This is a genomic window from Enterococcus sp. DIV1315a (assembly GCF_051712325.1).
In the GTDB taxonomy this organism is placed as follows: Bacteria; Bacillota; Bacilli; order Lactobacillales; family Enterococcaceae; genus Enterococcus; species Enterococcus faecalis.
In genome coordinates, this window is sequence record NZ_JBIOOS010000001.1 from 738,401 (window position 1) to 759,623 (window position 21,223).

The 21,223-nt window shown below is 38.0% G+C and carries 19 protein-coding genes; 16 read left to right on the top strand and 3 right to left on the bottom strand.

Translation table 11 applies throughout. The annotated features are described in order from the left end of the window. Position 1 precedes the first annotated feature (1 nt). The 14 genes from ftsL to ileS all read left to right on the top strand — a co-directional run bounded on the left by ftsL (position 2) and on the right by ileS (position 16,398). Positions 2-409 (top strand): cell division protein FtsL, encoded by a 408-nt coding sequence (gene ftsL, locus IGJ03_RS03585; protein ID WP_002355892.1) that lies wholly within the window; start codon positions 2-4, stop codon positions 407-409. Then, positions 409-2,637 carry a penicillin-binding protein gene (locus tag IGJ03_RS03590; RefSeq protein ID WP_010821561.1) on the top strand — a complete coding sequence of 743 codons (2,229 nt, stop codon included), beginning with the start codon at positions 409-411 and terminating at the stop codon, positions 2,635-2,637. The genes ftsL and IGJ03_RS03590 overlap by 1 nt, the downstream gene beginning before the upstream one ends. A gap of 27 nt (positions 2,638-2,664) precedes the next feature. Further along, on the top strand, positions 2,665-3,630 hold the full coding sequence (gene mraY, locus IGJ03_RS03595) for a phospho-N-acetylmuramoyl-pentapeptide-transferase (protein ID WP_375804814.1): 966 nt from the start codon (positions 2,665-2,667) through the stop codon (positions 3,628-3,630). Between the two features lie 22 nt (positions 3,631-3,652). After that, positions 3,653-5,023, top strand: coding sequence for a UDP-N-acetylmuramoyl-L-alanine--D-glutamate ligase (gene murD / locus IGJ03_RS03600; RefSeq protein WP_375804815.1), 1,371 nt, complete (start codon positions 3,653-3,655; stop codon positions 5,021-5,023). A 4-nt stretch (positions 5,024-5,027) separates the two neighbouring features. Then, the gene (gene murG, locus IGJ03_RS03605) at positions 5,028-6,119 is read left to right on the top strand and encodes an undecaprenyldiphospho-muramoylpentapeptide beta-N-acetylglucosaminyltransferase (protein WP_002355896.1); all 1,092 of its coding nucleotides are present in this window, start codon (positions 5,028-5,030) and stop codon (positions 6,117-6,119) included. 8 nt (positions 6,120-6,127) lie between these two features. Continuing rightward, positions 6,128-7,252 (top strand): cell division protein FtsQ/DivIB, encoded by a 1,125-nt coding sequence (locus IGJ03_RS03610; RefSeq protein WP_002368241.1) that lies wholly within the window; start codon positions 6,128-6,130, stop codon positions 7,250-7,252. A 173-nt stretch (positions 7,253-7,425) separates the two neighbouring features. Then, a complete protein-coding gene (gene ftsA, locus IGJ03_RS03615) occupies positions 7,426-8,748 on the top strand; it encodes a cell division protein FtsA (RefSeq protein ID WP_002355898.1) in 1,323 nt (440 codons plus the stop codon). A 26-nt stretch (positions 8,749-8,774) separates the two neighbouring features. Beyond that, complete coding sequence (gene ftsZ / locus IGJ03_RS03620; protein WP_002355899.1) at positions 8,775-10,007, top strand: cell division protein FtsZ; 1,233 nt, start codon at positions 8,775-8,777, stop codon at positions 10,005-10,007. A gap of 16 nt (positions 10,008-10,023) precedes the next feature. Continuing rightward, complete coding sequence (locus IGJ03_RS03625; protein WP_002358890.1) at positions 10,024-10,701, top strand: YggS family pyridoxal phosphate-dependent enzyme; 678 nt, start codon at positions 10,024-10,026, stop codon at positions 10,699-10,701. A gap of 13 nt (positions 10,702-10,714) precedes the next feature. Continuing rightward, entirely contained in the window at positions 10,715-11,359 is a 645-nt protein-coding gene (locus IGJ03_RS03630) for a cell division protein SepF (protein WP_002358891.1), read from the top strand. Between the two features lie 28 nt (positions 11,360-11,387). Beyond that, on the top strand, positions 11,388-11,645 hold the full coding sequence (locus tag IGJ03_RS03635) for a YggT family protein (RefSeq protein WP_002355902.1): 258 nt from the start codon (positions 11,388-11,390) through the stop codon (positions 11,643-11,645). Between the two features lie 26 nt (positions 11,646-11,671). Continuing rightward, positions 11,672-12,454: an RNA-binding protein gene (locus IGJ03_RS03640; protein ID WP_002355903.1), complete on the top strand. Its 783-nt coding sequence runs from the start codon at positions 11,672-11,674 to the stop codon at positions 12,452-12,454. Positions 12,455-12,605: 151 nt separating this feature from the next. Further along, the gene (gene divIVA / locus IGJ03_RS03645) at positions 12,606-13,307 is read left to right on the top strand and encodes a cell division protein DivIVA (RefSeq protein ID WP_002355904.1); all 702 of its coding nucleotides are present in this window, start codon (positions 12,606-12,608) and stop codon (positions 13,305-13,307) included. A gap of 310 nt (positions 13,308-13,617) precedes the next feature. Next, on the top strand, positions 13,618-16,398 hold the full coding sequence (gene ileS / locus IGJ03_RS03650; protein ID WP_010712188.1) for an isoleucine--tRNA ligase: 2,781 nt from the start codon (positions 13,618-13,620) through the stop codon (positions 16,396-16,398). A gap of 51 nt (positions 16,399-16,449) precedes the next feature. Here the strand turns inward: ileS and zwf are convergent, their stop codons facing one another. From zwf to IGJ03_RS03665, 3 genes are all read right to left on the bottom strand, one after another. Continuing rightward, complete coding sequence (zwf, locus tag IGJ03_RS03655) at positions 16,450-17,973, bottom strand: glucose-6-phosphate dehydrogenase (protein WP_141417176.1); 1,524 nt, start codon at positions 17,971-17,973, stop codon at positions 16,450-16,452. After that, complete coding sequence (locus IGJ03_RS03660; protein ID WP_002358896.1) at positions 17,973-18,641, bottom strand: metal-dependent transcriptional regulator; 669 nt, start codon at positions 18,639-18,641, stop codon at positions 17,973-17,975. Before IGJ03_RS03660 ends, zwf begins: the two co-directional genes overlap by 1 nt. A gap of 171 nt (positions 18,642-18,812) precedes the next feature. Continuing rightward, a complete protein-coding gene (locus tag IGJ03_RS03665) occupies positions 18,813-19,181 on the bottom strand; it encodes a DUF4828 domain-containing protein (protein WP_002355908.1) in 369 nt (122 codons plus the stop codon). A 198-nt stretch (positions 19,182-19,379) separates the two neighbouring features. On the opposite strand from IGJ03_RS03665, the gene sfsA reads away from it, so the two are divergent. Beyond that, positions 19,380-20,111 carry a DNA/RNA nuclease SfsA gene (sfsA, locus tag IGJ03_RS03670; RefSeq protein WP_002368247.1) on the top strand — a complete coding sequence of 244 codons (732 nt, stop codon included), beginning with the start codon at positions 19,380-19,382 and terminating at the stop codon, positions 20,109-20,111. A 105-nt stretch (positions 20,112-20,216) separates the two neighbouring features. Further along, the gene (locus tag IGJ03_RS03675; protein ID WP_438711074.1) at positions 20,217-21,215 is read left to right on the top strand and encodes a Gfo/Idh/MocA family protein; all 999 of its coding nucleotides are present in this window, start codon (positions 20,217-20,219) and stop codon (positions 21,213-21,215) included. Positions 21,216-21,223: the final 8 nt, after the last annotated feature.

The window sequence follows — 21,223 nt, forward strand, 5'->3', positions numbered from 1 at the left end:
CATGGCTGAATTGAAGAAAGTAAATGATTTCCATTATGAAGCACCAGAAATGGATCAGCCAATTGTGGCAACAGAGCAAGACAGAAAAATGCAAGAGGAAACACTACCTGTCCCCACTCTATTACCCAAAAAGAAACTAAAAAATGTCTCTTTACTAGAAAAATTAATCGGTGTTGTATTAGTTTGTGCAACGATTGGTATTGCAATTGCGACAATTCAAGTAAGAACGACAATTGTCCAAACCATGAACGATATTACAGAAACACAAGCAGTCATTAAAGAAAAGGAAGATAACGCTTTGAAATTGGAACAAGAAAGAAGCGAACTTTCTAAATCAGATCGAATCAAAGATGTCGCTAAAAAACAAGGACTAGAAAATAACGGCGACAATGTTAGGACTGTTAAATAATGAGTAAAAGACATAAATTTAAACAATTCATGAAAAAGAAAAACTTAAATCCGATGAACAATCGTAAAAAAGTAGGCATCATTTTATTCGCTACGAGTATTGGATTGTTCTTTTTATTTGCCTTTAGAACGACATACATTGTGGCAACAGGCAAAGTAGCCGGTGTATCACTAAAGGAAAAAACAGCTTCTCTATATGAAGGAAGCCAAGTGGTAAAAGCTAAGCGAGGATCAATTTTAGATCGATATGGTAATCCAATTGCAGAAGATGCTACTTCCTATTCGTTATATGTCGTATTATCAAAAAAATATACGGGACAAAATAATGAAAAGCTATATGCGGAGAAAAAAGACTTCGATGATATTGCTGAAATTTTAGCGAAATATACCAAACTAGACAAAAAAACAGCATTGAAATACTTGAATAATGGGATCCATGAAGATGGGTCAACACAATATCAAGTGGAATTTGGTACGGGTGGTCAAAACATCACCTTGGAAACACGCCAAAAAATTGAAGCAGATTTGAAAAAGAAAAAAATCTCAGGTGTTTATTTCAATGAACATCCAGCCAGATTATATCCCAATGGGCAGTTTGCTTCTCACTTTATTGGCTATACAAAAGCAGCCAATCCAGATGATGATAAAGAAGGCTTAGTAGGCGCGATGGGACTAGAACAGGCCTATAATGATATTTTAAGCGGAACCGATGGCCGTGTGTATTTTGAAAAAGATATTTACGGTAATGCCTTACCAGGAACTGTGGCGGAAGAGAAAAAAGCAGTGGATGGTCAAGATATTTACACAACGCTAGATAGTCGCTTGCAAAATACCTTAGAAGATTTGATGACGCAAGTTAATGAAAAATATGAACCAGTTTCCATGACTGCCATGTTAATGGAAGCAAAAACAGGCGAAATTGTTGCCATGTCTCAACGGCCAACATTTAATCCTGAAACGAAACAAGGATTAGACAATAATGGCACGTGGCAGAACCTATTGGTTGAAAGTCCGTATGAACCTGGCTCAACGCTTAAATTATTTACGTCGGCGGCTGCCATTGAGCAAGGATTGTTTAATCCAAATGAATCATTTAACCGCGTAGGTGGCATCACTGTTGGTGACACCACGATTAACGACCATGATGTCGGCAATTTAAAAGACAAAACGTCTTTAACTTATCGTCAAGCTATTTCTTGGTCTAGTAATATCGGAATGGTGAACTTGGAACAACGAATGGGTGGCGACAAGTGGGTCGAATATTTGAAAAAATTTGGGTTTGGTTCAAGCACACATTCAGGTTTAACTTCAGAACACACTGGGAAACTTCCAGATAATAATATTGTTGATCGGGCCAATTCAGCTTTTGGTCAAGGGATTACGGTTACTAATTTCCAAATGATGAAAGGTTTCTCAGCTATTGCAAATGACGGTTCAATGTTGCAACCTCATTACATCAGCAAAATTGTTGACAAAAATACAGGAAAAGAAACGATTACGGAACCACAAATCGTAGGAACCCCAATCAAAGCGCAAACAGCTCAACAGATTCGTACGTACATGATTGATACTGTTGAAGACCCGACTTACGGGATTGCGTATGATATTTATAAAGTACCAGGCTATCATGTTGCTGCCAAAACAGGAACTGCCCAGATTTCAGATGGTAAAGGGTACGTTGATGGAGCAAGTCAAGTCTTGTCTTCTGTAGTGGAAATGGTCCCAGCGGATAATCCTGAATATGTTTTGTATATTACACTTAGACAAGCAAAATCAGGTTCGCCTTCAGAAGCAATGGCGGCAATTGCAAACCCATTAATGAAATTAGCGTTAGACATTAAAGAGACAGATCCGGAAACAACGAAAGTAGCTTCTGATAAAGTCACAGTTGCTGATTATAAAAACATGACACCAGCGGAAGCGTTGGCCAATGCCAAAGTGAACGGGGTGGATCCTGTGATTATCGGTGATGGTGAAAAAATCAAGAAACAATCAACACCGTCTGGTCAAACATTAATGCCTAATCAGAAATTGATTTTGATCACAAATGGAACGAACTATATGCCTGATTTAACCGGCTGGTCGAAGAGCGATGTTACCAAGTTTGGCGATCTATTAGGTTTGACTGTCGAGTTTAAAGGTGAAGGTTATGTGACGAAACAAAGTATCGCTGCTGAAACTGAAATTACGGAGAAAAAATTAACCGTGACTTTAGAAGGCACAGAATAATAACGTAGAATAATTAGGAGAGATAACATGGAGTGGACACAGATTTTTATTCCCATAGTGGTGAGTTTTGCCATTACAGTGAGCGTAATGCCACTATTCATTGGCTATTTTCAAATGAAAAAACAAGGGCAGGTTACTCGTGAAGATGGCCCAACTTGGCATAGCGTGAAAACAGGTACCCCTACAATGGGGGGAGTCGTTTTCCTTGTAGCCAGCTTGATTACTTCGCTAGCAATGGGGTTGTTCTTCCACCAATTTACGCCGTCTCTACTAATTATTCTATTTATTTTAGTATTATACGGTTTGCTAGGTTATTTAGATGATTTCATTAAAGTCTTTAAAAAACGGAACATGGGCTTAAACTCTCGTCAAAAATTAATTGGTCAAATTTTTGGTGGGTTGGTTTTCTACTTTGTTTATCGAAGTGAAGGCTTTTCAGACACCTTAGATTTGTTTGGATTAGCAGAAGTTCCGTTAGGTATTTTTTATGGCGTGTTTATTATTTTTTGGTTAGTCGGTTTTTCTAATGCCGTGAATTTGACAGATGGGATTGACGGCTTAGTTGCTGGTTTAGGAACAATTTCATTTGGTACTTATGTAATTATTGCCTGGAAACAACAACAATTTGATGTTGTGATTATCTGCCTAAGTGTGATTGGTGGGCTGATTGGCTTTTTCCCTTATAATAGAAAACCAGCAAAAATCTTCATGGGTGATGTTGGTTCATTAGCATTAGGTGGATTGTTAGCAGCAATTTCAATTATTTTGCATCAAGAATGGACGCTACTTTTAATTGGACTTGTCTACGTTTGTGAAACAGCAAGTGTTATTTTACAAGTTGCTTCATTTAAATTATTTGGTCGACGGATTTTTAAAATGTCACCAATTCATCACCATTTTGAAATGTGTGGTTGGTCTGAATGGAAAATTGATTTTGTCTTTTGGTCTGTCGGTTTAATCTGTTCAGGAATCACATTATGGATTCTTTTCTAATCTATCAAAGGGGAATTTGACAATGAAAAAAATAACAACCTATCAAAACAAAAAAGTGTTGGTTTTAGGACTAGCTAAAAGTGGTGTCAGCGCAGCGAAACTCTTACATGAGTTAGGTGCGCTCGTTACCGTTAATGACGCAAAACAATTTGATCAAAACCCTGACGCCCAAGATTTATTAACCTTGGGTATTCGTGTTGTTACAGGGGGGCATCCAATTGAATTGTTGGATGAAGAATTTGAACTAATCGTTAAAAATCCTGGTATTCCTTATACAAATCCACTTGTGGCAGAAGCACTAACTCGGAAAATTCCTATCATAACTGAGGTGGAATTAGCAGGTCAAATTGCCGAATGTCCAATTGTCGGCATTACGGGCACCAATGGTAAAACAACCACGACCACGATGATTGGTTTACTGCTAAACGCTGACAGAACGGCTGGTGAGGCACGTTTGGCGGGAAATATTGGTTTTCCAGCGAGTACGGTGGCTCAAGAAGCAACAGCCAAGGATGATCTTGTGATGGAACTTTCTAGTTTTCAGTTAATGGGAATTGAGACGTTTCACCCACAAATTGCAGTAATTACAAATATTTTTGAAGCACACTTGGATTATCATGGTTCGCGGAAAGAATATGTTGCTGCAAAATGGGCCATTCAAAAAAACATGACCGCAGATGACACCTTGATTTTAAATTGGAATCAAGTAGAGCTTCAAACGTTAGCCAAAACCACAGCTGCCAACGTATTGCCTTTTTCAACGAAAGAAGCAGTAGAAGGGGCTTATCTTTTAGATGGGAAATTATATTTCAATGAAGAATATATTATGTCCGCCGATGAGCTAGGGATTCCTGGCAGTCACAATATTGAAAATGCACTCGCAGCGATTTGTGTAGCTAAATTAAAAAATGTATCGAATGTTCAGATTAGACAAACTTTGAAAAACTTTTCGGGCGTTCCCCATCGAACGCAATTTGTTGGCGAAGTTCAGCAAAGACGTTTTTATAACGATTCAAAAGCAACCAATATTTTAGCTACAGAGATGGCGTTAAGTGGGTTTGACAACCAAAAGCTACTTTTACTTGCGGGTGGCTTGGATCGCGGTAACTCATTTGATGAATTAGTTCCTGCTCTGCTGGGACTCAAAGCAATTGTTTTATTTGGAGAAACCAAAGAAAAATTGGCGGAAGCTGCTAAAAAAGCGAACATTGAAACAATTTTATTTGCTGAAAATGTTCAAACGGCGGTTACCATTGCCTTTGATTATTCGGAAAAAGATGATACTATTTTACTATCACCTGCTTGCGCAAGTTGGGATCAATACCCGAATTTTGAAGTACGTGGGGAAGCCTTTATGCAAGCTGTTCAACAATTAAAAGAAAGTGAAATGTGAGAAAATGAAGATACTAGTAACTGGTGGTGGCACAGGTGGGCATATCTATCCTGCGTTATCCTTCGTCGAACACGTCAAAAAAGAAGCACCTGCAACAGAATTCTTGTATGTGGGAACAGAAAATGGTCTAGAAAGTCAAATTGTGCCAAAGGCGAAAATTCCATTTAAAACGATTAAAATTCAAGGATTCAAGCGTTCGCTAAGTCCTCAAAATTTTAAAACAATTTATTTATTTTTAACAAGCATTAATAAAGCAAAAAAAATTATTCGTGAATTTCAACCAGATGTGGTCATTGGTACAGGCGGTTATGTTTCTGGTGCAGTGGTTTATGCGGCCCACCAATTAAAAATACCGACAATTATTCATGAACAAAATAGTATCCCTGGAATGACAAATAAATTTTTAAGTCGTTATGTGGATAAAATTGCGATTTGTTTTCCGGATGTCGCTAGTTTTTTCCCGAAAGAAAAAACAATTTTGACAGGGAACCCGCGGGGACAAGAAGTCGTAACGGTGGAAAAGTCAGCTATTTTATCAGAGTTTGGCTTGGATCCAGCAAAGAAAACGGTGGTTTTATTTGGCGGAAGTCGTGGCGCCTTGAAAATTAATCAAGCGTTTGAACAGGCCTTTCCTTTGTTTGAAGAGAGAGAGTATCAAGTTTTATACGCTTCAGGAGAAAGATATTATCAGGAACTTCAAGAAAGTCTAAAGCTTTCTGAAAAGAAATTGACAAACATAAGTGTGCAACCGTATATTGATAAAATGGTTGAAGTGATGGCTAATACCGATTTAATGGTGGGACGTGCAGGAGCAACCTCAATTGCGGAGTTCACCGCATTAGGATTACCAGCAATTTTAATTCCGAGTCCTTACGTCACAAATGATCATCAAACGAAAAACGCGCAAAGCTTAGTAAAAGTTGGTGCTGTTGAAATGATTCCAGATGCAGAATTGACCGGCGCTCGTTTAGTTGCGGCAATTGATGATATTTTATTAAACAATGAAAAAAGACAACAGATGGCAACGGCGTCCAAAGGGGAAGGCATCCCAGATGCAAGTGATCGTTTGTATCAAGTTGTGAAAACGTTAGTCTGAGATAGGAGGTGTGGAAGATTAGTAACGAGAACGATATATTCAAAAAAAGAAAACCATTACCTCCAAAAAAATCGGAAGAGTCTCAACCTGAACTGACACCTTGGCAAAAACAAAACCAAGAATATTTGAAGAAGCAAGCGGAAGAAGCTGCTTCAAAAGGTGAAAACGAACAAGCAGAAGTCACCATCACTTTACAAGAACAAAGTCAAGAAGAGCCTCAACAACATCTTCCACAAGAAACAGTGGAAGAAGAGGAGCATTTTGCAGATCGTTTACCGAACGTTAAGAAAACACGGAACAAGCGCTTATATAGGCGTTTAGCCTTTATTTTAACTTGTTTAGGGACAGCCATTTTAGTGGCATTGTATTTTGTTTCGCCTCTTAGTCGATTGAGTGAAGTAACAGTTTCAGGTAACAAAAGTGTGGAGAGTCAAGCGATTATTCAGCAGTCAAAACTTGAAACGGGCAGTGGCTTATGGGAGCAGTATTCAAATAGAAATTATTTTTCTGCAAATATTCAGAAAAAGTTTCCAATTATAAAAAAGGCGAACATTAAGTTAAATGGTATTAATTCATTTAAAATTGATATTCAAGAGTATCAAATTGTCGCTCTTGCTGCGACTAAAGGCGGCTATCATCCGATTTTAGAGAATGGTAAAACTTTGGCGGAAACCACCAAAGCTGCTGAAAGTGGCAAACCAATTTTTGAGAATTTCAAAGAGGATAAATTAATCCCTGAATTAATGGCCTCTTACAACAAATTACCTCAAGAAATTAAACAAGGAATTTCAGAAATTAAATATGCACCATCAAAAACCAATAAAGACTTGATTAATGTCTATATGAATGATGGAAATCGAGTGATTGTTAATATTTCTGATTTAAGTGAAAAAATGGCTTATTATTCACAAGTAGCCGAGCAAATGGACAAACCTGGAATCGTTGATATGGAAGTCGGCATTTTTTCTTATCCGTATGAAAAAGAAAGTGAAGAAACGGGCAGTGAAGTTTCCGAAGATTCAGCGGTTGAAAATCAAGAAGTTGTGGACCCAAATGCAGGCGTAGCAACGGATGAAGCGAATAACGGTACGCCAACAAATGGAGAAAATCAAGAAGTGCAACAAGCAGAATAAGTTTTTTACAAAAATGTTTCAAAAATTAACGAACAAATTCGTATAATCTGCTTTCTAAAACCCCCATTTTTATGGTAAAATTGGAAGAAGTGAATAATACTAAAAAAGAGATAGTTAAACGGACGCCTTTGTCCGCTTAGATATTGGAATTAATAGGAGGAGGAATTCCGTTCATGGCAAAAACAGGAATGTATGTAGGCCTCGATATTGGTACAACTTCTGTCAAAGTAGTTGTCGCTGAATATATTGAAGGTCAAATGAACATCATCGGCGTTGGAAATGCAAAATCAGACGGTTTGAATCGAGGGATTGTCGTCGATATTGATCAAACAGTTCAAGCAATCCAACGGGCCGTTCGACAAGCCGAAGAAAAAGCCGGCATTCAAATTAAAAGCGTAAATGTTGGATTACCAGCGAATTTATTAGAAGTAGAAAGCTGTCAAGGAATGATAGCTGTTAGCAGTGAATCAAAAGAAATTACAGATGAGGATGTGCGCAACGTCGCATCTGCAGCTTTGGTTCGTTCAACTCCTCCTGAACGTCAAATTGTTGCAATCTTACCGCAAGACTTTACCGTCGACGGCTTTGAAGGCATCAAAGACCCACGTGGAATGCTTGGCGTTCGCATGGAGATGTTTGGCGTTGTCTATACTGGACCAAAAACAATCATCCATAACATCCGTAAATGTGTTGAAAAAGCTGGCTTAGGAATTAACGAATTAGTGATTACACCGCTTGCTTTAACGGAAACAATTTTAACAGATGGCGAAAAAGACTTTGGAACAATTGTCATTGATATGGGTGGCGGTCAAACAACGACATCTGTTATCCACGACAAACAATTGAAATTTACTCATGTTAACCAAGAAGGCGGCGAGTTCATCACGAAAGATATCTCAATCGTATTGAATACTTCTTTTAACAACGCCGAAGCCTTAAAAATTAATTATGGGGATGCTTATCCAGAAAGAACTTCAGCAAACGAAGAGTTTCCTGTTGATGTTATCGGTAAGTCAGAGCCTGTAAGAGTGGACGAACGTTACCTTTCAGAAATTATTGAAGCGCGTGTGGAACAAATTTTGAGAAAATCAAAAGAAGTTCTGGATGAAATTGATGCGTTTGAATTACCTGGAGGCGTTGTGTTAACTGGTGGCGCCGCTAGTATGCCAGGTATTGTCGATTTGGCGCAAGAGATTTTTGAAGCCAACGTAAAACTATACGTACCAAATCACATGGGCTTACGTAACCCAGTCTTTGCTAATGTCATTAGCATTGTGGAATATTCAGCGCAACTAAACGATATTTATCACATTGCCAAATATGCAATCCCTGGTGAAAAATCGAAACCAGCACAATCAGTCGCTGTCCAACAAGAAGTTCGCTATGACACATATGCTGAACAGCCTCAAGAAGAATACGAAGAATTCAACGAACGTGAGTCTGGTGAAAAAGTGACAGGCAAAATCAAAGACTTCTTCTCGAACATTTTCGACTAATCACACAAACAGGAGGATACGATATCATGGAATTTTCATTAGACAATAACATTAACAACGGTGCAGTCATTAAAGTTATCGGTGTAGGTGGCGGCGGCGGAAACGCTGTAAACCGTATGATCGAAGAAAACGTTAAAGGCGTGGAATTTATCACAGCCAATACAGACGTTCAAGCATTAAAACATTCAAAAGCAGAAACAGTGATTCAATTAGGCCCTAAATACACTCGTGGTTTAGGTGCCGGTTCACAACCTGAAGTTGGCCAAAAAGCTGCAGAAGAAAGTGAACAAGTGATTTCAGAATCATTACAAGGCGCGGATATGATTTTCATTACTGCTGGTATGGGTGGCGGAACTGGTACAGGTGCTGCGCCAGTAGTTGCAAAAATCGCTAAAGAATTAGGCGCTTTAACAGTTGGTGTAGTAACTCGTCCATTTAGTTTTGAAGGTCCAAAACGTGGTCGTTTTGCCGCTGAAGGAATTGCTTTATTAAAAGAAAACGTTGATACACTATTAATTATCTCAAACAACCGCTTATTAGAAGTAGTTGACAAGAAAACGCCAATGCTTGAAGCATTTAGAGAAGCTGATAATGTATTACGTCAAGGTGTTCAAGGGATTTCAGATTTAATCACAGCACCAGGTTACGTAAACTTGGACTTTGCTGACGTGAAAACAGTGATGGAAAACCAAGGAACAGCTTTAATGGGAATTGGTGTAGCGAGCGGCGAAGAACGCGTAATTGAAGCAACGAAAAAAGCTATTTCTTCACCATTGTTAGAAACATCAATCGATGGTGCGGAACAAGTCTTATTAAACATTACTGGTGGCTTAGATATGACCTTGTTTGAAGCACAAGATGCTTCAGATATCGTTACAAATGCTGCTTCAGGTGATGTGAACATCATCCTAGGTACATCAATCAACGAAGATTTAGGCGACGAAATTCGTGTAACAGTAATCGCTACAGGTATTGATGAATCAAAAAAGGATAGAAAACCGCACCGTCAAACAAGACAAGCGGTTCAACCAATGCAACAAACAACTCAATCTGTGGAAATGGATCAACCAAAATCACAAGAAGAAGCAAGTGCTTTTGGCGATTGGGATATTCGCAGAGAACAAAATACACGTCCAAAAGTTGATGAATCTTCATTAGAACAAGTAGACAAAAAAGAATTTGACACATTCCACCGTGAAGAACCAAATCACAATGATGACGAATTAAGTACGCCACCATTTTTCCGCAGAAAACGATAAGGAGCATCGATTAGAAATGATAGCTGAAAACTTAACAAATATTAATAATCAACTTCAGCTAGCATGCAAAAGCTCACAGCGCTCTGTTGCTGATGTGACAATGATTGGCGTCACTAAATCAGTAGGAATTGAGGAAGCAGCAGAGCTTGTTCAGCTTGGTGTCCAGAATTTAGCTGAAAACCGAGTAGATAAGTTACTAGAAAAGAAAGCTGGATTGGAAAAATTTAATGATATTCAGTGGCATTTAATTGGTAATTTACAACGTAGGAAGGTAAAATTAATTATTAATGAGATAGATTATTTTCATGCATTAGATAGTCTGAGTCTAGCCAAAGAAATTCAAAAAAGAGCAACGAAAGTTATTCGTTGTTTTGTTGAAGTGAATATAACTGGGGAAGAAAGCAAGCACGGCTTTCGTAAAGAAGACGTCTTACCTTTCATTCAAGAACTTGCTGATTTGGACAAAATTCAAATCGTCGGTCTAATGACTATGGCACCTTTTGGGGCAAGTGAAGAAGTATTACATGCAACATTTAGAGAATTAAAAGAGCTGCAAATGACCGTAAATGAGAAACATTTATCTTTTGCTCCTTGTACAGAACTTAGCATGGGAATGAGTAACGATTTCCCAATCGCAGTTGAAGAAGGTGCAACTTTTATACGAATCGGAACAGCGTTATTCAGAGATGCGTAAAGGAGAGGAATTTATGTCAATTTTTAACAAGGATGCGTTATCGAGCTTTTTTGGCTTATCTGGCGAAGAAGATGATTATTATGATAACTACGAAGAATATGAAGAGCGCAAAGCAGTTAATGAACCACCGCGTCGTGCAGCTCGGCCTAAACCACAACGCCCTGTTCAACAACAGGAAAGTTACAATCAGCCAGCTTATACACAACAAAGTGAGCCTGTAGTTGAAAAACCTTCTGCACGCTATCGTTCTGCTGAAGCGCATCAAGAAAGAGACACACAACAAGCTGCTTACACAGAGAAAAAAGTGGTTTCTATGCGTAGTTCTAATCAATCAGCGACTACGAATACAAGACGAGCACAAGAAAGCACCGCCAATGCAAAAACACATAAAATTACTATTATTGAACCACGTGTGTATTCAGAAGCAATGAGCATTGCGAAACATTTATTTGCTGAAGAAGCTGTGCTAGTTAATTTTACATTAGTAGAAGAAGACCAAGCACGACGCATCGTTGATTTCTTAACTGGTACTGTGTATGCTTTAGACGGAGATATTCAGCGCGTTGGCAATGAAATCTTCTTATGCACACCAGCGAATATGGAAATTGATAGTGCGACAGCACAATCTTTAGCCAACAAACAATTCTTTGATTTCTAAGCCTTAGGGAGGTGTTATTATCGCAACACTGATTACTCTATTATACAAAGGCGTTCAAATCTATTCAGGATTACTAGTGATTTACGCGCTACTTTCATGGTTTCCAGGAGCATATGATTCTGCTTTCGGGCGTTTGCTCTCTAGAATTTGTGAACCATACTTAAGTTTGTTTGACCGTTTGAATTTAAGGATTGGAATGGTTGGATTTAACGTAATGGTAGGGATTATTGTCCTTAACCTAGCAGCGGGTGGCTTAGCAGTCATTTTACGAGCTATTGTTTATTAATAACTTTTAGAAAGGATGATTTATCTATGAACGCAAATGTGTATCAACATTTCCGCAAAGATGAACATCCTTTTATTGACACTGTCGGGGATTGGCTAGAGCAAGTGGAGATGCAATACGCGCCTTATTTGACAGACTTTCTTGATCCTAGACAGGCGTATATTTTGGAAACGTTGATTCGACAAAACAGTGATTTATCGTTTACTTTTTATGGTGGTTATGAGCAAGCAGAACGAAAACGCTGCTTGATTTATCCAGCGTATTACATACCAGAAGAGACAGATTTTGGTGTTGTATTATTTGAAATTATTTATCCATCTAAATTTGCGACATTATCTCATGGGAAAATTTTAGGCACCTTGATGAATGTTGGGGTTCGTAGGGAAGCCTTTGGAGATATTATTTCCGATGGTGATAAGTGGCAGGTTTTTATAGCACAAGAAGTAGCTGGCTTCGTTGTTAACCAAGTCGACAAAATTGGTAAAATTACTGTTCGTTTAGAAGAGCGTGATTATACACAAATTTTGATACCGAAGGATGGTTGGCAGGAAGAGCGAACGACTATGAGCTCTTTGCGGCTGGATAGTGTGATTTCCGCCGTATTTAATATTTCAAGGCAGCGATCAAAACAATTGATCGAATCTGGTAAAGTAAAAGTCAATTGGACAGAAACGACACGACCAGATTTTGCTTTAGACTTATTAGATATTGTTTCGATACGGGGATTTGGGCGCCTTCAGATTCAAGAATTAGAAGGAAAAACAAAGAAAGAAAAATTTCGTGTCCTCTTAGGGGTATTGAGAAAATAATCTCGAACTTTTGTTTAAGAAAACCATTTTGGCTGTTCATTCAGACGAAGTTGTGTATAATAAAAAAAGTAAGATATTTGCTATTTCAGGATTAGTATGAGAATGTGTTCATAAGGGGTTTTACAAAAATAATCCAAAGAGGTGAAGGAATATGGCATTAACTCCATTAGATATTCAAAACAAAGACTTCTCAACAAAAATGAGAGGCTATAACCAAGACGATGTAGATGACTTTTTAGATCAAGTCACACGTGATTATGAAGATGCATTACAAAAAAATCGTGAACTTGAGAAATCATTAAAACACGCAGAAGAAAAATTACAATACTTCAATGAATTGAAAGATGCATTGAACCAATCAATTATTGTTGCACAAGATACCGCTGATAAAGTGAAATCAAGTGCCAACAAAGAATCAGAAATGATTATCACTTCGGCAGATAACCAAGCCAAAGAAACCTTGGTAGAAGCTGAACGTAAATCAAATGCAATGATTGCAGATGCTGAAGCGAAATCAACACAAATCTTAGCAGAAGCAATTGAACGTGCTCGCCAATTAGCTGGGGAAACAGAAGACTTGAAGAAGAAAACACGTGTCTTCCATCAACGCTTAAGCTTAATGCTTGAAACTCAATTAGAGCAAGTGAAGAGTGAAGAGTGGGAAGAGATTTTAAAGCCTTTTTCTAGTTATGTCGGAGACAAACATACAGCAGTTAAGGAAATTCTTGATGAACAAGACCTTGACAACGAAAATGAAACTGTTGTAAACTCTGAAGAGAACACAGATGCTGTAGTAGAAAAAAAGCCTGTAATTGAAGTCACTGAAGAAACAATTGAAGAAGAATCAAAATAGATAGAACAGAACGTTTAATGTTTATTCTTAGCAGCGAGTCAATGATAGTGAAAGTTTGACAGACACTGGCATTAAACAGATCCTCTATCCTAGATGCAGTTCTGAACACTTGAGTAGGAACTGCCGGATAATTACCGTTATCAATTTCAGAGAAAGTAGGGGCAACTCTACTTTGAATTTGGGTGGTAACACGAGTACTTCGTCCCTTGGGATGGAGTACTCTTTTTTTATCTACTTTTATCAGCTATCGTTCATCTTTAGTATGAACTAACACAATTAAATCGATAAAATGAAAGCGAGGCAAATGCATATGAAAATGAAAGAAACATTGCAATTAGGAAAAACAGCTTTTCCAATGCGTGGGAACTTGCCAAACCGTGAAGCAGAATGGCAAAAAGACTGGGAAGAAAAAGGCTTATATGAACAACGTCAAAAATTAAACGAAGGAAAACCAACCTTTGTTTTACATGATGGCCCTCCGTATGCAAACGGAAATATTCATTTAGGACATTCTTTGAATAAAATCAGTAAAGATATTATTATTCGTTCAAAATCAATGTCTGGTTTCCGTTCTCCTTATGTGCCTGGTTGGGATACCCATGGTTTACCAATTGAGCAAGTGTTAACCAATAAAGGGGTTAAACGTAAAGAAATGACTGTCGCTGAGTATCGCGAAAAATGTAAAGAGTATGCCTTATCACAAGTCGATAAACAACGTAACGATTTTAAACGTTTAGGTGTGTCAGGCGATTGGGAACATCCATATATTACGTTAGATCCAGAGTATGAAGCAGCAGAAATTCGTGTTTTTGGTAAGATGGCAGAAAAAGGCTATATTTATAAAGGCTTAAAACCAATTTATTGGTCTCCTTCAAGTGAATCTTCTTTAGCAGAAGCAGAAATTGAATACAAAGATGTAAAATCACCTTCTATTTACGTAGCTTTTAATGTGGCCGATGGTAAAGGTCTTTTAGATAACGAGACAGCCTTCGTCATCTGGACGACAACCCCTTGGACATTACCAGCCAACTTAGGTATTTCAGTTAATCCTGATTTTACGTATGTTGAAGTGAAGGCAGACGGTCGTAAATTTGTAATTGCTAAAGATTTATTAGCAACAGTTAAAGAAGCGATTGGTTGGGAAGAAGTAGAAGTCTTGCGAGAATTTTCTGGTGAAAAATTAGATCGTATGACAGCTCAACATCCATTCTATGATCGAACATCACTTGTTATGCTAGGCGACCACGTGACGCTAGATGCCGGAACTGGCTTAGTTCATACCGCACCAGGACATGGTGAAGATGACTATATCGTTAGCCGTAAATATGATTTACCTGTTATTTCTCCTGTTGACAGTCGTGGGGTCTTTACAGATGAAGCACCTGGTTTTGAAGGAATTTTCTATGACAAAGCGAATCCAATGATTACTGAGTTATTAGAAGAAAAAGGCGCGTTATTAAAATTAGATTTCTTTACGCATAGTTATCCACATGATTGGCGTACCAAAAAACCAGTTATCTACCGTGCAACGCCACAATGGTTTGCTTCAATCTCTAAATTCCGTCAAGATATTTTAGATGAAGTTGAGAAAGTTGACTGGCTAATTCCTTGGGGAAAAACACGTTTGTATAATATGATTCGTGACCGTGGTGATTGGGTAATTTCTCGCCAAAGAGCGTGGGGTGTACCATTACCGATCTTCTATGCTGAAAATGGGGAAGCCATCATTACGCCAGAAACAATTGAACATGTAGCGAATTTATTTGCAGAACATGGATCAAATATCTGGTTTATGCGTGAAGCAAAAGAGTTACTACCAGCAGGCTTTACACATCCAGGTTCACCAAATGGCGAGTTTACCAAAGAAACAGATATCATGGACGTTTGGTTTGACTCAGGTTCTTCACATGAAGGAGTTTTACGAGAAAGAGAAGAGTTAACTTTCCCAGCAGATATGTATTTAGAAGGTTCTGACCAATATCGTGGTTGGTTTAACTCAAGTATTACAACAAGTGTTGCTATCAATGGGGTAGCGCCTTATAAATCAATCATTTCTCAAGGGATGGTTCTCGATGGCGAAGGCCGTAAGATGAGTAAATCGTTAGGCAATACCATCTTACCTGAAAAAGTTATTAACCAAATGGGGGCAGATATCTTACGCTTGTGGGTAAGTAGTGTTGACGCGGAAGCTGATGTGCGTGTCTCAATGGATATCTTAAACCAAGTATCTGAAGTGTACCGGAAAATCCGTAATACTATGCGTTTCTTGTTAGCGAATACGAGTGATTTTAATCCAGCTGAGCATACTGTAGCTTATGCTGATTTACGTTCTGTAGATAAATACATGACGGTTCGTTTAAATCAAGTCATTCAAGAAATCCGTGAAAATGGTTATGAAAAATATAATTTTATGCATATTTATCGGACAGTTATGAACTTCTTAACGGTAGATTTATCTTCTTTCTATTTAGACTTTGCGAAAGATGTCGTTTATATTGAAGCAGAAAACGATTATCAACGTCGTTGTATGCAGACTGTTTTCTATCAAACATTGGTTTCATTAACAAAATTATTGACACCAATTATTCCACATACAGCGGAAGAAATTTGGAGTTTCTTACAAGAAGAAGAAGAGTATGTGCAATTAGCTGAATTCCCAGGTTACGAAACGTTTACTAATGAAGAAGAATTGATGGATACATGGGCAGCCTTTATGGATTTCCGTGACAATGTCTTAAAAGCGTTGGAAGAAGCTCGTCATTCTAAATTAATCGGTAAATCGTTAGAAGCCAAAGTGACCGTTTATCCAAATGAACAAATTCGTCAATTAATGACAGCTGTTGATGCAGATATTGCTCAATTACTAATTGTTTCCGACTTTGAAGTATCAAAAGAAGTAGCACCTAGTGAAGCTGTTCAATTTGAAGACATGGCTATTTTAGTTGAAAAAGCAGAAGGCGAAACGTGTGACCGTTGTCGTTCCGTTCGTCAAGATGTCGGCTCAGATGAAAAATTACCAACACTTTGTGGCCGTTGCGCACACATTGTTGAAGAAAATTATCCAGAAGCGGTTGCTGAAGGATTCGAATAAACAAGAAAAAAGATCCGCTAGTTAACGACTAGCGGATCTTTTTTGGCTTATTTATTGATCAAGTTGACCGCGGTCACGGTACCAGTTATCTGGTTGCCATTCCCAAGTAAAGCCATCTTTTTCTAATAAGTCGAAGGCAGCTTGCGGGCCCATTGTGCCAGCGGCATAATTAGGGAAAGAAACGTCTGTTTTATCCCAAGCATGTCGAATAATGTCAACAATGCGCCAAGATTGGGCAACTTCGTCCCAATGAGAGAAGTTTGTACTATCGCCATTTAGGCAGTCTAATAGAAGTTTTTCGTATGCTTCTGGACTATTTTCAGTCATTTCAGCACTTTGACGGAAATCAAGTTTCACTGGAGTTGTATTGAACCCTTGACCGATTTCTTTTCCATTTAAGGTTAATGAAAATCCTTCAGTTGGTTGGATATAGATAGTTAAAACATTCGGTGGTAAATCGGTTTTATCGCATTCTTCACACGTATCATCTTTGAAGACATTAATAGGTACTTGTTTAAAGACGATGTTAATACGTGTGCCTTTTTCAGTTAATCGTTTACCTGTGCGAACATAGAAAGGGACGCCAGACCAACGGAAATTATCAATTAAAAATTTACCAGCAACAAAAGTTTCAGTGGATGAAGTTTCTGCCACATTCGGTTCATCACGATAGGCTGCAAATGTTTGATCAGCTAGCTGACCTTCGCCGTATTGTCCACGCACGAAATTTTGAAGGGCTTCTTCTTCAGAATAAAGGCGGATGGCACGTAAAGCTTTTACTTTTTCAGTCCGAATTTCTTTTTCAGAAAAAGCAACAGGAGGCTCCATAGAAAGCAATGCAACGACTTGTAAAATATGATTTTGAACCATATCTTTTAGTGCGCCACTGTGGTCATAATAGCCGCCACGATCCTCGACACCTAAGCTTTCAGCGAAGGTGATTTGGACATTATCAATGTAACGATTGTTCCATTGTGATTCAAAAATATTATTGGCAAAACGAATGGCTGAAATATTTTGGATCATTTCTTTGCCTAAGTAATGGTCAATTCGGAAAATATCTTGTTCAGGAAATGCAGCACGAATTTCTTCATTTAATTCGTAGGCAGATTCATAATCAGAACCAAATGGCTTTTCGATAATTAGACGATCAAAGCCTTCTTCCGAAATAATATGTTGTGATTTCAAGTGATTAACAATGGTTCCAAAGAATTGAGGGGCCATAGCTAGATAGTAAATGTGATTGCCTTCTAAGTGGTATTGTTCATTTAGGCGATCAGATAATTCTTTTAAGGTATTATAATGTTCCGTATCATTCACATTATGTGATTGGTAATAGAAATGACTAGAAAATTCAGTCGCCTCTTCGGCCGTGGGATTTAAGTCTTGAATGGTTTCACGAACGATTTCACGATAGTATTCGTCTGTCCATTCCCGACGTGCGGTACCAATCACCGCAAAACGCTCAGCTAATAATCCTTTTTTATATAAGCGGAACAGGGAAGGATACAATTTGCGTTTGGCAAGATCACCTGTCCCCCCGAAAATAGTAAATAATGCTACTTTTTCATTCATTAGTTTTCCTCACTTTCTCTAATCAACGGCTCAACAAAAATTGTGTTTGCTGCTTTAAAGCTGACGGATAATTCTTTGTTTTCATTATAAATGGTGATTGGTCCTTCATATGCAGCAATTTCTTTAATCGTATATTCTTCTTGAATATTTAAATCAATGGAAACTAAATAATCCAGTAATTCTTTTTCGTCTAAGACACGTGCAATCCGAATTTTTGTGCCAACAGGGTAGTCTGTTAACGTTTGGCGTTTCTCCTCATGAATGGGTTGATTATCTTCGGGAATAACACCACCGTGTGGACAAAATTCTGGATGATTTAAATAATCCGCTAAACGGTTCACAAGCGTCTGTGAAGTGACATGTTCTAAAACTTCTGCCTCTTCGTGCACATCATTCCAAGTGTAATTTAAGTGCTCTACTAAAAAGACTTCCCAGATTCGGTGTTTGCGAATTAACGTACTCGCTTTTTTTAAGCCTTTTTCAGTTAATTGTACCCCTTGATAAGGAGAATGCTCAACCAAATCTTCTTTTACTAACTTTGAAATCATCTCACTAACCGAAGCTGCCGAAACATCGAGTCCAGAAACAATTTGTTTATTATTCACTTTAACTTCGTCGCCACCTAATTCAAAAATTAATTTTAAATAGTCTTCGCGATTTGGTGTCATAGGGGCTCATCCTTTCAAAAAAACATCATCCTAAGTTTATCAGAAAAAGGCGCATTTGACTATTTAATAATATTCAAGTTGTAAGAAAACTTTCTGAATGCTTTTGCAAGGGATGTAAAAAAATAAATCACCCACCGCACATACTTCATTTTATGTGTCGTGGGTGATTTATTAATTGTAAATGGCCCGTTCTAGTGTGTAGGTTTCATCGTCGGCTTCATCGTAAAGCGTTGCAGGGACACCATTTTCACATTGAATGATTAAATGGTAACCTAACTTGTCTAAGATAACTAAGCGTTTAGGGGTTAATTCAACAAGCAAGGCATGCGTTTGTTTGCCATCAATGAAAACATTGAAAGATGAGGTGATTTCCAAGGTGTGTTGCGTGGCTTTCTTCACGTCTACAAACCACCAATGCCCAGTATAGTTGTGTTGAAGCTCCTGTGGGGAAGGGAGCTGTTTATTTTTTTTCCAGAGGATAGAGCCTGCTAATCCAGTAAGTAAAGATGCACCAACCAAGAAAGTCCAATGTTTTTTCAAAGAAATTCCTCCTAACCTTCATTTTCATTTATTCGTCTTCGTTACCTTTATTATATAGAACTTGTCTAAAATATTCGACTAAATCGCTGAGAATTGACAAATATTTAATGATTGACACAAGATAGTAAAATTGTTGGTTTTGGTCTATACTTTTCCTTGTTTTTTTATGGTATAGTGTGTAAGAAAGGAAGTCTGTGTATGAAGTACCCGAATGTCCAACTTGCTTATTTTATCGAACGACCCAATCGGTTTATTGCACACTGTCGTTTAATGGAAACGAATGAAGAAGTGGTCACACATGTCAAAAATACTGGCAGAGGGAAAGAAGTTTTTTTACCAGGTGCTATTGTGGCGCTTAGTTATCAACCATCGCCTAAAAGAAAAACAGATTACGATTTGATTGCAGTAAAAAAAGGTTCTTTTTGGATTAATATTGATAGTCAAGTACCGAATACATTAGTCAATGAAGCGTTAAAAAATGGTCAAATTGTGCTTCCTGGTTTAGTTGGTACGATCCAAACTGTTAAACGTGAGCAACGATTTGCACATTCAAAATTTGATTTTCTAGTGGAAACGGATGCGGACGAACAAGCTTTTGTCGAAGTGAAAGGCATGACTTTAGAAAATAAAGGCATCGGTGCTTTTCCTGACGCGCCAACACTTCGTGGCTTGAAGCATGTCACTGAACTAATGGCTGCAACTAAAGCGGGTTACCGCTGTTACATTTTGTTTGTGGTCCAATTTGAAGAAATTAAGCAAGCAACGATTCACCAAGAGATGCAACCTGCCTTTGCTGAAAATCTGGGTGCTGCAATTGATCAAGGTGTGCAAGTCCTTGCTTACAATTGCCACGTAACACCAGCAACGATTGAACTTAAGTCACAGGTAACCTTTGATTTATTACAGGCATTTGATGATCCTAATAAATAACTTGAAGAACTCCTAGCGCTTTAAGGCAGGGTAATTACGTGACTTTTGTACGAGAGATTACTATTATAAAGAGAGTAAATAAACAAAAAATGGAGGTTTTTGATTATGATACATTTAGGCGTAATTGGTACCAATTGGATTAGTCATCAATTTGTTGCAGCAGCTTTAGAAACGGGTGCGTATGATTTAACGGCTGTTTATTCTCGGAAACTAGCAACGGCACAAGAATTTGGTTCTCGCTATGGGGATGTGGAATATGCAATTGATTTAGAGACGTTTTTTGGTATTGCACATATGGATACGGTTTATATTGCCTCACCAAATTCATTACATTTTGAACAAGCGAAACAAGCAATTTTAGCGAAAAAAAATGTAATTGTTGAAAAACCAGCTTTTTCAACACCTGATGAGATGGCAGAAATTATTGAATTAGCGAATAAAAATCGTGTGTATTTCTTTGAAGCGGCCCGTAATATTCATGAGCAAAGTTTCCAAAAAATTGCTGAATTATTGCCATTAAAAAACCAAATTTTAGGTGCGAATTTTACGTATATGAAATATTCTTCTCGCTATGATCAAGTATTAGAAGGCAAAGAGCCAAATATTTTTTCTCCTCATTTTTCTGGGGGAGCCTTAGCAGATTTAGGCGTTTATTTAGTTTATGCAGCCTTGGGCTGGTTTGGCGTACCAAACGAAAGCCATTATTTTGCTAGTAAAATTGCGACAGGTGTCGATGGCTTAGGAACAATTATTTTACGTTATGATCAGTTTGACGTGACGTTAAACACTGGAAAAATTAGTGGTTCTTTTGCGCCATCCGAAATTTACTTTGAAAACGGGACCTTGATTTTAGATAGTGTCAATGCTATTTCTTCGGCTGAGTACCATGATCGCGCACATGAAGAACGTGATGTCTTAGATATTCAAGTAGCCGATAATCCAATGATTGAAGAAGCCCGTGATTTTGCAGCAGTTTTAAATAACCCAACAGATAAGTATTGGGGCACCAAGTATGAAGAATGGGTTGAGCTTGCTCGAAATGTCAATAAAGTAGTCACTGATTTACGTCATAGTGCCGGCATTATTTTTGATGCTGATAAATAAGAATTAAG